Consider the following 13,945-nt stretch of genomic DNA (forward strand, 5'->3'; position numbering starts at 1 on the left):
TAAATACCTCAAAAACATTTTTCGTTTTCAATCCATCTCTTCTCATGTCAAAAATGAATAATTTTTTTAGTGTCATCTTGTCTTTAGTGTTGCTTTTGGCATCAAATGCCTCTTTTGCACAAAGCATCGCTATTATTCCCAAGCCCGTTTCTGTTGTTCTTAATAAAGAAATATTTCAGTTAAATAGGAATACTACCATTGTCAAACCATCGTCTTCGCTTGCAAAAAACAGTGATTTACTCCGCGAAGCACTTTCTTCATTAACACGTTATCAATTCCCACTTTCAAATCAAGCAAAAGGAAATTATATTAGCCTTAGTATTGATGCTAGCAAGGTTTTGAAACAGGAGGGTTATCAACTGAATATTACTAAGCAGGGTATTGAGCTAATTGGGCATGACGAAGCAGGTGTTTTTTATGGGATTCAAAGTTTAATTCAAATCGTTTATCAAGCTCAATCAAACGGTTTTAAATTAGCAGGCTGTCATATTAATGATTATCCAAGATTCGCTTATCGTGGTTTGCATTTAGATGTCGGTAGGAATTTATTCCCGTTCTCTTTTCTGAAAAAATACATTGATTTGCTCGCCTTTTATAAAATCAATACCTTTCATTGGCACCTTACAGAAGACCAAGGTTGGCGAATTGAAATTAAAAAATACCCACGCTTACAAAGTGTTTCAGCGTATAGAGACGAAACCATTATTGGGCATAAAAAAGACTCTCCACATCGTTTTGACGGCAAAAAATATGGTGGTTTTTATACACAGGAAGAAGTGAAAGCATTGGTAAAATATGCTTCAGAGAAGTACGTTACCATCATTCCTGAAATAGAAATGCCTGGCCATGCAGTAGCAGCGTTAGCCGCTTATCCAAACTTAGGTTGTACAACAGGCCCTTATAAAACAGCTACTTTTTGGGGTGTTTTTGATGATGTTTATTGTGCTGGAAATGATAGCACATTTATTTTTCTGAAAAATGTATTAGATGAAATAATTCCTCTTTTCCCTTCAAAATACATTCATATTGGTGGAGACGAATGCCCTAAAACACGCTGGAAAGTTTGTCCAAAATGCCAGAGACGTATGATAGAAGAGCATCTAGCTGATGAGCATGAATTGCAAAGCTATTTTATCAGAAAAATAGAAAAATATGTCAATAGCAAAGGGCGTGAAATAATCGGTTGGGATGAAATCTTAGAAGGAGGCTTAAGTCCCAAAGCTACGGTAATGAGTTGGAGAGGTGAAGCAGGGGGCATTGCAGCGGCAAAGCAAAAGCATGATGTGATTATGACGCCTGAGAGTCACTTGTATTTAGATTATTATCAGTCACTACAAGCAAATGAGCCTACGGCAGCAGCGGGCTTTACACCACTTTCAAAAGTATATAGTTATGAACCAATTTCGGCTGAATTGAAACCCGAAGACGAGCAATATATCAAAGGGGTACAAGCAAATGTTTGGTCGGAATATATGCCGACAACCAAACAGGTAGAGTACATGGCTTTTCCAAGAGCGTTGGCTTTATCAGAAATTGCTTGGTCGCAAAAAGAACTTCGTAATTATGATAATTTTTTGCTTCGACTTCGTCAGCATCGTGCTATCCTTCATCATAAAAATGTAAACTTCTTCGACCGCTTTGAGGAAATTACGTATGATTTCTTGATGGATAATTCAGGCAATACTACTGTGCATTTAGCTACTACTTTACCTAATACTACTATTCACTATACGTTAGATGGTAAAATACCAACGATAAATGATAAGGTGTATAGTAAGCAAATAGTTATTAATAAAAGTGCACATTTGAAAGCCCAAATATTTGTGGGGAATAAACCTTATGGACAAGCATTTGAACAGGTATTTAGCTATCATAAAGCCATTGCTAAAAAGGTAACATTAGGCAATCAACCTAAAGCTGGTTATAATCCTGCAATACCTTTTGTATTAGTAAATGGACTAACTGGAAATAGTAGGTATAATAATACACAATGGGTGGGCTTTAGTGGAGAAAATTTAGAAGCAATTGTTGATTTAGAAAGTGTTCAGTCAATTAGTCTGATAGGAATTAATATTTTGAAATATCATTGGCAAAGAATGTGGGAGCCGAATAAGTTGGTTTTTTCATTGTCGGAAGATGGCATTCATTATCAAGAAGTATACAGCACCTCTGATTTTCCTGCTAATGGAATTAACCAAATTCGAGCTAAAATCGCCGCAAAGAAAGCTCGTTTTATAAAAGTGCAGGCAGAAAATAAAGGTATTATTCCAACAGGAGAATATGGGGCTGGTGGTAAAGCTTGGTTGTTGGTTGATGAGATTTTTGTGGAGTAATATTGAAGTACCCAGAGCCGGGGTCGAACCGATCTAGTAATGATTGTATAATAAGTCCAACTTAGAAATAACTAAACACTAATTTAATGAAAAGCATCCAAAAACTATTTCTTTTTTGTGTATTGATTTTTATATCGTTGACTACTAAAGCCCAGCATTTCAAGTATTTAAAAGCTTCTGACGGACAACGCATTGCTTATGAAGATACTGGAAAAGGAAAGCCTGTCGTATTGCTACATGGTTTTATCAATACGGGTGCAAACTGGCGAAAAACATTGTTATATAAAGATTTGATAACAAAAGGCTTCCGTGTTATTGTCCCTGACCTTCGTGGAAATGGTGCTTCCGACAAGCCTCATGAGGATAAGTATTATCAAAATGATGCTGAAATAAAAGATGTAATGAGTATTATTTCTGACTTGAAAATTAAAGACTACATCTTAGTAGGATATTCAAGAGGAGCTATTGTAGCAGCTAAATTATTAACGAAAGATAAAAGAGTAAGCAAATCTGTTTTGGGGGGCGTAGGTCAGTACTTTACGAATCCTGAGTGGGACAGGAGAAAGATGTTTGCTGATGCCTTTAGTGGGAAAGCACATTTGCATCCTGAAACCCAAGGGGCTGTTGCTTATGCTAAATCAATTGGAGTGGATACGATAGCCTTAGGTTTTCTTCAAAAATATCAGCCTGTTACCTTGCCTTCCGAATTAATGAAGTATAAAAAACCAGTACTAATTATTTGTGGAGATGAGGATTTAGATAATGGAGACCCTAAAATACTACAAACATATTTCAAAAATGCTACCTTAAAATTAGTTAAAGGTAATCATAATGGAACTTACAGAACACAGCCTTTTTCGGATGAAATTATGAGCTTTTTAGCAGAATAAAGACATTTTCAATCTTAAAAGTATCGTTATCAAACGAAGTGATAAACTAATAAAAGACATCTTCAAATTACTAAGGAAGATGTCTTTTGTTAGTTTATCGGATAGATGAATTTAATGCTTTTGTCAACTACTGTTCAATAACTACTTTTGTGGAAGCAACCCTATTCCCACGAGTTGATTTAATGATGTAGTTCCCGCCTTTTATATTTTCTAAATCTATTTCTAAAGTTCTATCACATGACTGAACAGTATATGATTTTTGACTGACGACAGTTCCTAACATCGAAACTACCTCAATTTGCACTTGTGCATTATCATCATTAGGGAGTGAAATAGTAGCTTTACTTTTTGCAGGATTTGGATAAAAATATGCTTCATCTTGTGTATCAACTGACTCATAATCAGTTGCCGCAACCCTAGCAAATGGATTACTCGCCGTCAGAGAAGCAGGGCGAACAGAAGTCTTTTGAATACTATAAGCATTATAGAAAACAATATCTTGTGACCATTGACTCACCCAACTTCCATATACGCCATTTGTCGTAATATCATGTGAACGAGCCGCTTGGCAATCGCCATTTTTAACAACTCCCCATGACCAAGCCAGCCAGCCGATTTCATTTGTTTGGCAAATCTGCATGACATATTTATAATCAATGTTAGTATTACAATCCCATGCTTTTTGCTGTGGTCCTTCGCCAAAAATAAATGGCATATTATTGTTTTTAGCATAATTGACCATATCCAAAAACTTAGAATTTCCACCGTCTGTCCAATAGGTATGGGCTGAGAAAATGATTTTCTTCAAAGGGTCATAGTTCAATAATTCACTCCAAGTATCTTTTAACATTTGGATATTTTGACCACAACCACTTGCATCAATCATAATCGGAATCGTATACCCCGCATTGCGTAATTGTGTAATAGCACTTTTATAAGAACTTAAATACGTGGCTTTTGTCACATTGCCATCTCCTGCTTCATTAGCGATGTTCAAGATAGTCCACTTCTTGAAATCCATCATGGCAGCTTTGACATCAGCTTTGAGCCAAAAATTTACACAAGTTTGTAGCTTGCTAAAATCACAAGTAGCATCATTAACGGTAACCACAGGAATAGCAGTACCTCTGGTAACACAGTTATAAATAGAGTTCTTGAGATCTGATACAGAGCCTGTCGTATTCCATGTAATGCGTATCATGTTTGCACCTGATTTTTTGATTTCAGGATAGGTGTTCCAGCCTGATTTATCAGCGGCATAAATAAACATTTCATTAACGCCTCGTGGAATTACCTTCTCATTATTCTGAGTGTATAAAAAACGACCTGTTAATTTCATTTGGGCATCAGCAATAAGCGACAGCCCTACAAAAAGAATTGTAAGTAGTATTGATTTCATAATTAATTTGAGAGTGAATGTTGGTATTATACAGCTGTAATTTTTCGGGATTCAACAGCGATTGATAAGTATATTATTTATTAAATAAATGATGAATGTCGAAAATTACATGACAATATTAATATTAAATAGAACTTTATCGCTAATGGTAAACCCTTGATTTTAAAATCAGGGGTTTACCATTAGTTAAAATGTATTAGCTTATAAATGACGTGTTTGGACAGAAAAGCACGACCATCTCTATGTGTTTCGCTATAGAAATACTAGTATAAATGCTTTATTTGACAATTAATTAGGAGAAAATAGGAGGGAGGAGATTAGTTATTTTGAAAAACGAATACAAGATTATTTTCCCTCATTATTATTAAAATAACGTTCAATGTATTCACTTGGAGACTGAGTAGTGATTCGCTTAAATACTCTATTGAAATTCGTGATACTGTTAAATCCACAACTATATGCCACATTCGCAATGGTTTCGTTGTTGCTGTTGGTTAATTTTTTACAGGCTTCATTGATTCTTACTTCGTTAAGAAACGATAAAAAAGTATGGCGAGTATGTTTTTTGAAATACCTACAAAAGGCGTGGGGCGTCATGTGGGCTTTGTTCGCCGCATCTTCAAGCGTGATAGGCTTTTCGTAGTCTTGCATGATAAAATTATAAATATTACTGATTCTTACACCTTCATTTTCGCTATAGTTCTGCGGTTGAGTACTCATTGAAAGGGGTAAAAGGGAAGGAATCAATGCGATACTTTTAAGCAAATCAATAAAATATAGCATCTGGCTAACCCCAGTACTTTTTTTAATCAGTAGTATTTTATTAATTACTTCCACTACATTTTCTTGCGGAATTTTAAAACCATTGGAATGTTGCTGTAGAAAACGTTTTAGCAGGTTAATTTCTGGTAAGTCGAAAAATGAAGCTAATTGTCCGCTTGGGTTAAAGAAAATAGCAGTAGCGACTACCTTCTTTTTACTTTTTGGATGAAAATACGATGCCTCACTTTTGAAAAGATGAGGTTGATTAGCGCCCAACCAATAGATTTCATTGGAACGAAATCGGTGCATATTATTATCAGCAATCAATGTGCCTTCTCCTTGCTGTATCCACATAATCTGAATTTCCTGATGCCTGTGTAAATGGGGATAAAAATGAGGGAGAACGTCCTTTTGAACAATAATGGTTTTATCATGAGGCACTGGAATGGTAAATGGCAGGACTTTCATATGGATTGTGTTTGTTAATGAATTAGAAGGCATAATGTTCTAATTACATAAAAATAAAACATTGGCTTTATTTTAACAAACACAAGCGGAAATTATTCAAAATGATGTTAATATTCGAGTAGTCATTGCTAAGATACGCTAATTATCAGGCAACAAGTCATTACCTGATAATTAGCAGATTTACTATAAACTTTTCACTTTTATATTACGCCATTTTACCTTTATGCCACCACCGCTATGGATTTGGAGGGCAATAATACCTGCACGTCCTCCAATTTTATCATCATTCAAGGTAATCATTTCTTGTCCATTTACCCAAGTAGTTACTTGATTACCCACTACTTTTATTTTCATGGTATTCCATTCGCCCATTTTCAAGGCTTTGTCTTTATCATCTGTTGGTTTAATCAGCCATCCTCTACCATAAGACTCATAAATCCCACCAGTCCAACGTCCTGGAGGAGCTACTTCTGCTTGCCAACCTGTAATTTTTGTACCTTCAATGCTTGAGTGAAAAAAGACACCACTATTGCCGTCTGCTTCTTGCTTAAACTGAAGACTTAATTCAAAGTCTTGAAAGCTTTGTTCTGTGCCTAGATACCCATATTCTTTGTCTGGTCCACTTTCACAAATTAACTCACCCTTTTCAACATACCATTTTTCGGTACCGTAAATCTTCCAACCACTTAAATCTTTTTGATTGAAAAGGTTAACCCACTTACCTTTTTTAGGAGTTTGAGCCTGTGTAATAAAGCCTACTAACAAGCTTAGAATTATTAAATACGCATTGATTTTTTTCATGTTTATTATGTTAAAATGACTTAAAGCCATCGTTTATTGATTTATTTATCACTTCGCATTCCAAACTCAAAACTCCTCACTTTACAAGTTCCCTTTTCTCAATTCTTTTACAGCATAATCTGCTGCACGGGCAGTAATGGCCATAAAAGTTAATGATGGATTCTGGGTTGACGTTGAGGTCATACAAGCGCCATCTGTCACGAATACATTTTTACAAGTATGTAACTGATTCCACTTATTCAGCAGAGATGTTTTAGGGTCTTTTCCCATGCGTACACCGCCCATTTCATGAATATCTAGTCCCGGTGCTTTATTTGGTTTATCATGAGTTTGGATATTGATAAAACCTGCTTTGGTTAACATCTCAGACATCTCGTTATGAAAATCTACAATCATCTTTTCATCATTATCATCATAAGCCACCGAAATTTTCAATTGAGGAATTCCCCAAGGGTCTACCAGATTGCTATCTAAAGCCACAAAATTACTTTCTTTAGGAATGGTTTCGCCCATCATGTGTGAGCCCACTCGCCAATTTCCGTATTGTTGTTCGTTTAAACTTGCTTTTAACGATTCGCCTATGCCCGAAGTATCATTTGAGGTAATTCTGCTTGAACCAAACCCTGCGGCGTAGCCTCTTAAGAAATCTGTTTCTTGCTTGAAAACATTCCTAAAACGAGGGATATAACTACTGTTTGGGCGAATACCTTCTGTAGTAGTATTTAAAAACCCTTCGTACTCAGCCGTAATAGTAGTTCGGAAATTATGGAAAGCCATGTATTTACCCAACAAACCATTATCATTTCCTAAGCCATTCTGGAAGCGGTTGGATTTAGAATTTAGCAAAATCAAATTAGAATTCAACGTAGCCGCATTCACAAAGATGATTTTAGCATAATACTCTGTCATTTCCTTTGTATGAGCATCAATTACCCTCACGCCTGTAGCCTTGTTTTTCTTTTCATCAAAAATGATTGAATGTACTACTGAATCGGGCTTCAACGTCATTTTGCCAGTACGAGCCGCCCAAGGTAGGGTAGAAGAGTTACTACTGAAATATCCGCCATAAGGACACCCACGTTGACATAAGGAACGGTTTTGACATTGACCTCTACCTTGCTGTAAATGAATAGGTTTTGGTTTGGTAAGGTGCGCACATCGCCCAATAATTACAGGACGAGTATTATTATAATGTTTGGCTGTTTGTTCGCTAAAGTGTTTTTCTACGCAAGACATCTCGTGAGGGGGTAAAAACTCACCATCTGGCAAACTCGCTAAACCATCTTTATTGCCTGAAATCCCTGCAAATTTTTCGACATAACTATACCAAGGAGCAATATCTGCATAACGAATGGGCCAATCTACGGCAAAGCCATCGCGAGCGGGGCCATCAAAATCATGTTCCGACCAGCGTTGTGTACCTCTCGCCCACATTAAAGATTTTCCACCTACTTGATAACCTCTAATCCAATCGAAGGGCTTTTCTTGTACATATGGGTGTTCAGCATCTTTTACGAAAAAATGGGCAGCGTCTTCATTGAAAGCATAACATCTACTGACAATAGGATTGGCATCTTTAAGGGCTTTTGGCAATTGCCCAAGGTGTTCAAACTCCCAAGGGTTCATCATCGTGGTAGGATAGTCGGTAACGTGCTTTACGTCACGGCCACGTTCCAATACTAAGGTTTTTAATCCTTTGCCTGTTAGTTCTTTTGCCGCCCAACCACCACTAATGCCCGAGCCAATCACGATGGCATCAAACGTACGGTCTTTTATAGCGTTAATATTTAAATATGACATCTTATGATACATTTAGTAATTGAGTGAATGAGTGAGTTGTGCATTGACATCACCCTAAAATTCTAAGCCGAAGCTGATGACTGATTACTGAAAGCTATCTAGGAATCGGTACACAGCCATGATAATAACCAGGAGCCATGTTAAATTTCAATTGATTTACCATGTAATATTCTGAATTGGTGTAGCCCTGAATGGTCAATCGTTTAATCATATCTGCAAATTGCTTTGCTATAGGATTTGTATCTGTATTCATTTTAAGCAACACATTGGTACGTTGATTGACGTTGCTTTCCAGAAAAGTCTTATTATTTATTTGTTGAGAAAGCTCGTTAACTAGCACAAGACCTTGCTTAAGCGTATTCTGTGCGACCTCGCCGTAACAATCATTAATCATCCGCATGGCAAACTGATGTACTTTTAATGATTTTGCACCGGGGGTATTTGTTTCTGGAATGATGGTCTCTACAATCTCAGCTAGAAGAGCTTCATCATTGATGGCTAACGTAGAAAATTGTCCGATACTTTGGCTCGTCCAACCCGAAGCCCAAGTAGGTAAACTTACCAAGCCACCTATAGCCATCGATAAGTTTTTAATTGCAGAGCGTCTTTTCATTACATTTAAAGGTTTGTTAATATTAAATCTACACAAATCTATATTTTTTAATCTGTATACCTTACAGTGTTTTGACCTGTATTGTAATATATTGCCGATTGTTTATTTAAAATTAATCATTTTATCGATTAAAAATAGAAAAATGGATACAAATAACATATTTGTGACTAAAACAGGATAATTATTATCTTTGAAGTAATTAGTTTTGATAATCGTAATCTCAATTTTAACATTTAAACTTCATGACACTTCAAAAACAATCTATCAAAGTCCTCGTAGTGGGTTGTGGTAATATGGGAGCTTCTCATGCTATTGCATATCAACATACAGAAGGCTTTGAAATTTGCGGAATCGTTTCTACTGGAAAAAGTAAAGAGGTACTCAACGAACGTTTGGGTGGGGGCTATCCGCTTTTTAGTGATTACGCTGAAGCACTAGTCGCTACAAAGCCTGATGCTGTTTGTATTTCTACTTATCCAGATACACACGAAGCATTTGCAATGATGGCTTTAGAAGCGGATTGTCATGTATTTATCGAAAAGCCTTTGGCGGATACCGTAGAAGGAGCAAAAAGAGTAGCTGATTTTGCTGCTGAGAAAGGAAAGAAAGTAGCAGTAGGGTATATCTTAAGACATCATCCATCTTGGGAAAAATTTGTAGAAATTGCTCAAGAAATGGGAAAACCTTTGGTGATGCGTATGAACTTGAATCAACAAAGTCATGGCGTGATGTGGAATGTACACCGTAACCTGATGAAAAGCTTAAGCCCGATTGTAGACTGTGGGGTGCATTATATTGATGTAATGTGTCAAATGACACGCTCGAAACCAATACAAGTAAATGCGATTGGCGCACGGTTGACAGACGATATCCCTGAAGGAAATTATAACTATGGACAATTACAAATTCGTTTTGAAGATGGTTCTGTAGGTTGGTATGAGGCTGGCTGGGGACCAATGATGAGCGAAACAGCATTTTTTATCAAAGATGTTATCGGCCCAAAAGGTTGTGTATCTATTGTAGCGAAAGAAGCTGGCGGAACTGGTAAGTCAGACAATGTAGATTCACATACCAAAACGGAATCTTTAAGAGTCCATTATTCAGATATTAATTCCGAAAATGCTTTTGTAAAAGCAGATGAATGGATTAACCTTACTGATGAACCAGACCATCAAGAATTGTGTAATCGTGAACAACGATTTTTCTTAAAAGCTATTCAAGAAAATATGGATTTGACAGACCATCTGGAAGACGCTGTAAACAGTCTTCGCATTGCTTTTGCTTGTGACGAATCTGTAAGAACGGGCTTACCTGTGATGTTATAGTAAATCTAGTTTATCCAAAATGGTAGCATCTAATGCTTCATTAAATTTACGCGCAAAGAGTTTTCCTGAGTTAAGAAGGGTTGGTAAGTCGTTGATAGTAAATGTTTTTGGACTAGATTTCCCTTCTGACCAGTCTATATAGCGAAGATTATCATTTACCATATCTTTTTGGTAAATAGAATTATAAAGGAGTGTCTGAAATACGAATTCGTCGCTTCCCCATGTAAGTTCAAAGAATCGTCTTACATGTTTGTTTTGTGCTAAATAATCTACGATATACTTAGCATGTGTTTGAGTAATAGCAAACCATTGAGAACGCCCAACAGGAATCAAATTGTTGGGCATTTTTCTTTTAGGCAAAACCATATTAAGGTATTTTTCTACGGTATGTTTTCGCCAAAAATTATAATTAGTTAAATGATATCTTGTTACCCTTTGTATTGCCTCGTGCCATTCTTTTTCAAAGATTAGCGTTTCCATAAAAGCCTTGCTCGGATTTTGCTCAAAGTATTGGTGTATCTCAGTCGTGGCTTTCAAAGGATAGTCTTGCCCACTTAGCAAATTAATATAATCATATTGTTTTCCAGACTGCAATATTTCTTCCATACTATTTACCGTTGCTTGTACGATACTGTACGCGCCCCAATAAACACTTTCACGTTTTTTGACAAGGGTTACATGGTCATTAGCCAAAGCAAGAAATGGAGTAATATCTGTTTTAAAATCTATATGGATATAAAAATCTGCATCTGGATGAGCCAGACGATTTACTAATCTTTGTAATTGCAAAGGATTTGCATGAGCTAAAATCAAATGGGCAATCTTCATTATCCAACTGTTTTGTTTTTGAATACGTACTCCTGCAATATCATTCTAATCTCGATGAATCCCGTTTTAAAGAAGCCAAATAATGTAAAATCTAGGTATTTTCTTAACCAATAATATCCAAATGCTACACCCGACAAAAATGTAAATAAAGTGGCTAAACCTACCCCGACGATATTTCCGAAAATATAAATACCGATGTAGTCAAAAGAAACATTTATTGCAAGCATTACTAATACTTTATAAAAGTTAATCTTGGGTTGATGGATAATATCCAAGGTAATGCCCAAAAACCTATCTATAGGGAAAAATAGTGCAAACGACATTAAAATACGATAAACAACGACAGCATTTGTACCAGAATATTGTTTACCCCCTAACAACGTAATCGCAAAATCGGCAAATACAATTGCCACGACCGATACAGGGAATAATGCCAACGTAAGCGTTCCAGCATACTTTTGCATGATTTCTACCACTTCTATTTTATTTCCTCTGTTGAATGCCCCTGACATAGATGGCATGGCTGTTGACAAAAAGCTTCTTAAAGGAATTTCTATGATTTCCATCAAACGCATCGGAACAGTGTACATCGTTACAGCGGCTGGTCCTGCTGCTCCTAAAACCGACATAATAATAAAAGTATCCGAGCTTCTAAGTAAGTTTGTGCTAATAGTAGTTCCTACGCTGTATTTACCAAAATGGAATAACTCCATAATACTCTCTTTTGTTCTTTTGCTTAACGTACTAAGGCGTGTCCATCCTCTAAAAATACAATATAAGCTTACAATGCCAGAGCTCAATGCATTGATAATTAATAACATATCAAGGCTTAGCTTCATAAAAAAGATAACAAGTAAAACCATGATAATAAATGCTCCTTGCGTGATAAAACGCAATAATAAAAGCCTATCAAAGCGTTCATCCGACTGCGAAATCCAAGAGGCAATTGCAGAAGGTAAAGTAAATAAGAACGTAATACCAAACCATTTGATAATACTAATAATGCCAATATTATTACTATCAATAAGAGGTAAAAATAATGCAGCTATAATATTTACGCCTACAAGCGTTCCAGTAATCAATAAACTCAAAAACCAAACAGACCCCAATACAGTATCAGCTCTGCTTTTTTCAGCACCAGTATAAAACTTTATCATGGCAATCTGTAAGAAACCAACCCTAAAAGTATCCAGTAAAACAAATACTGACTGAAAGAAAAACCAATAACCAATTTCCCCAGGAAGCATATTACGGAGTAATATACTAACGGTTAGCATTGCCAAAACAGACATTGAACCATTGCCCAGAAGAGACAAGAAATGTTTGTTTTTTAGTTTTAAGATGATATTTTGAATGTTCATATGTGGTAGTAAATATGTTTTGCTGAAAAGTCGGTGTTTGTTTTTGAATAAAAACAGGAATATGTATGTTGATTTTTTATCTAATCCTTCAGCAATTGTTCTTCTACTGAATAAATCTGTGTTACACAAGCTTCCCAAGTATGGCTTTTTGCACAGACAATGGCGGCTTTTCGTGCTTCTTCGCTTTGTGGCAATAAAGCTTTACTAATGGCTTTATTATAACCTTCTACTCCCAAAGCCAGCTCTACATGCGGTAAAAACATTTTCATCGCTGGTGTTTCTGTTGCTACGGTTGGTTTGCCCATAGCCAAGTATTCATCTATTTTCCTTGGGTAATTTCCAATCGTCAAAGCATTTACCAATTGAGGGTTCATACACACATCCAAGTACCGCATATACGATGGTAACTGACTTGAATCTTTGGAACCTAAGAAATGTACATTCTTAATTTTGTGTAAGCGGCTTTGTTGAAACATAATTTCTTCTGGGCCGATTAATACTATTTGCCAAGTAGGGTTGGCATCTGCTATGTTTTCAAGCAATTTAATGTCTAATCTTTCGCCAGTTAGAAAACCTACATAGCCAATTCTAGGATGAGGAATATTGGCCAAATCCGTAGGCTCGGTATAAGTAAAGTCTGCTTGGTAAATATCTGTTTCACATCCTTGACCAATATCTAAACTAAGCGGATTATGCTTTCTGGCATAGTCTGCTAAGTATGCTGAATTGGCAAAAACAGCATCTGCTAATGCAACTGTTTCAGGTTCAAGCCTAGTGCCATGATATTTAAAATAGGGATGTTCAACCAAATTATCTCTGATATAGTAAAAACTCAATAATGGTTGGAGATATTTTTTAGTAAAAAGGCCAGTAAATATTTGGCTATCATTCAGTACTACAACTTTGTCATGATGCCATCCTAATTTTTTAAGGGCACTTTTCAGGCTTTTAAAAAAGCCTTTGCCATTGCGTTCATTTAAGAAATTATAAAGGCTTATATTTTTCAGCTTATTGACAGAATAACTAACAGTAGAAGGCGTATGAACCCATAAGTTCTCGCCGACTTTGACTGTATCTTCCCCAAAACCCAGTGAGATTTTTAATCGCTGTTTTTCATGGGCAGTTTTTGTTTGAGTCAGGAGCGTCTTGATGCCCATTGCTGGATTGACATACAACACAGGCTTAGACTTGCTAAACTCCATCGCCAAATTTCTGGCATTACTTCCCAAGTCTAATGCCCATTCTTGTTGTGCAATGATGATATATGCTTCAACTTTTTCTGACATTTCTTCTGTTTTTAGTTTTTAAACCTTGTATAAAGCCCCATGTGAGGCAAATAATGGCTGGTATGGCAATGATTCCCCA

At 36.3% G+C, this 13,945-nt stretch carries 11 protein-coding genes; 3 read left to right on the forward strand and 8 right to left on the reverse strand.

What is annotated here, in order from left to right:
- The first annotated feature begins 53 nt into the window (after positions 1-53).
- Positions 54-2,333: a beta-N-acetylhexosaminidase gene (locus AC07N0_RS20330; RefSeq protein WP_494590757.1), complete on the forward strand. Its 2,280-nt coding sequence runs from the start codon at positions 54-56 to the stop codon at positions 2,331-2,333.
- An 86-nt stretch (positions 2,334-2,419) separates the two neighbouring features.
- Positions 2,420-3,223 carry an alpha/beta fold hydrolase gene (locus AC07N0_RS20335; RefSeq protein WP_494590758.1) on the forward strand — a complete coding sequence of 268 codons (804 nt, stop codon included), beginning with the start codon at positions 2,420-2,422 and terminating at the stop codon, positions 3,221-3,223.
- Positions 3,224-3,350: 127 nt separating this feature from the next.
- Here the strand turns inward: AC07N0_RS20335 and AC07N0_RS20340 are convergent, their stop codons facing one another.
- The 5 genes from AC07N0_RS20340 to AC07N0_RS20360 all read right to left on the reverse strand — a co-directional run bounded on the left by AC07N0_RS20340 (position 3,351) and on the right by AC07N0_RS20360 (position 9,066).
- A complete protein-coding gene (locus AC07N0_RS20340; RefSeq protein ID WP_494590759.1) occupies positions 3,351-4,622 on the reverse strand; it encodes a T9SS type A sorting domain-containing protein in 1,272 nt (423 codons plus the stop codon).
- A gap of 345 nt (positions 4,623-4,967) precedes the next feature.
- On the reverse strand, positions 4,968-5,852 hold the full coding sequence (locus AC07N0_RS20345) for an AraC family transcriptional regulator (RefSeq protein ID WP_492804323.1): 885 nt from the start codon (positions 5,850-5,852) through the stop codon (positions 4,968-4,970).
- Positions 5,853-6,035: 183 nt separating this feature from the next.
- Positions 6,036-6,653: a 3-keto-disaccharide hydrolase gene (locus tag AC07N0_RS20350; protein WP_492804322.1), complete on the reverse strand. Its 618-nt coding sequence runs from the start codon at positions 6,651-6,653 to the stop codon at positions 6,036-6,038.
- A gap of 81 nt (positions 6,654-6,734) precedes the next feature.
- Positions 6,735-8,453 carry a GMC oxidoreductase gene (locus tag AC07N0_RS20355; RefSeq protein ID WP_494590760.1) on the reverse strand — a complete coding sequence of 573 codons (1,719 nt, stop codon included), beginning with the start codon at positions 8,451-8,453 and terminating at the stop codon, positions 6,735-6,737.
- A gap of 94 nt (positions 8,454-8,547) precedes the next feature.
- Positions 8,548-9,066 (reverse strand): gluconate 2-dehydrogenase subunit 3 family protein, encoded by a 519-nt coding sequence (locus AC07N0_RS20360; RefSeq protein WP_494590761.1) that lies wholly within the window; start codon positions 9,064-9,066, stop codon positions 8,548-8,550.
- 242 nt (positions 9,067-9,308) lie between these two features.
- On the opposite strand from AC07N0_RS20360, the gene AC07N0_RS20365 reads away from it, so the two are divergent.
- Positions 9,309-10,391, forward strand: coding sequence for a Gfo/Idh/MocA family protein (locus AC07N0_RS20365; protein WP_494590762.1), 1,083 nt, complete (start codon positions 9,309-9,311; stop codon positions 10,389-10,391).
- Here AC07N0_RS20365 and AC07N0_RS20370 read toward each other — a convergent pair.
- The 3 genes from AC07N0_RS20370 to AC07N0_RS20380 form a co-directional block, all read right to left on the reverse strand.
- Positions 10,386-11,219 carry a beta-1,6-N-acetylglucosaminyltransferase gene (locus AC07N0_RS20370; RefSeq protein WP_494590763.1) on the reverse strand — a complete coding sequence of 278 codons (834 nt, stop codon included), beginning with the start codon at positions 11,217-11,219 and terminating at the stop codon, positions 10,386-10,388. The two genes, AC07N0_RS20365 and AC07N0_RS20370, sit on opposite strands and share 6 nt — an antisense overlap.
- Positions 11,219-12,580: an oligosaccharide flippase family protein gene (locus AC07N0_RS20375; protein ID WP_492804316.1), complete on the reverse strand. Its 1,362-nt coding sequence runs from the start codon at positions 12,578-12,580 to the stop codon at positions 11,219-11,221. Before AC07N0_RS20375 ends, AC07N0_RS20370 begins: the two co-directional genes overlap by 1 nt.
- Positions 12,581-12,660: 80 nt before the next feature.
- Positions 12,661-13,866: a glycosyltransferase gene (locus AC07N0_RS20380; RefSeq protein ID WP_494590764.1), complete on the reverse strand. Its 1,206-nt coding sequence runs from the start codon at positions 13,864-13,866 to the stop codon at positions 12,661-12,663.
- Between the last annotated feature and the right edge of the window lie 79 nt (positions 13,867-13,945).

This window comes from Arcicella sp. GW821-FHT09D11 (assembly GCF_059416265.1).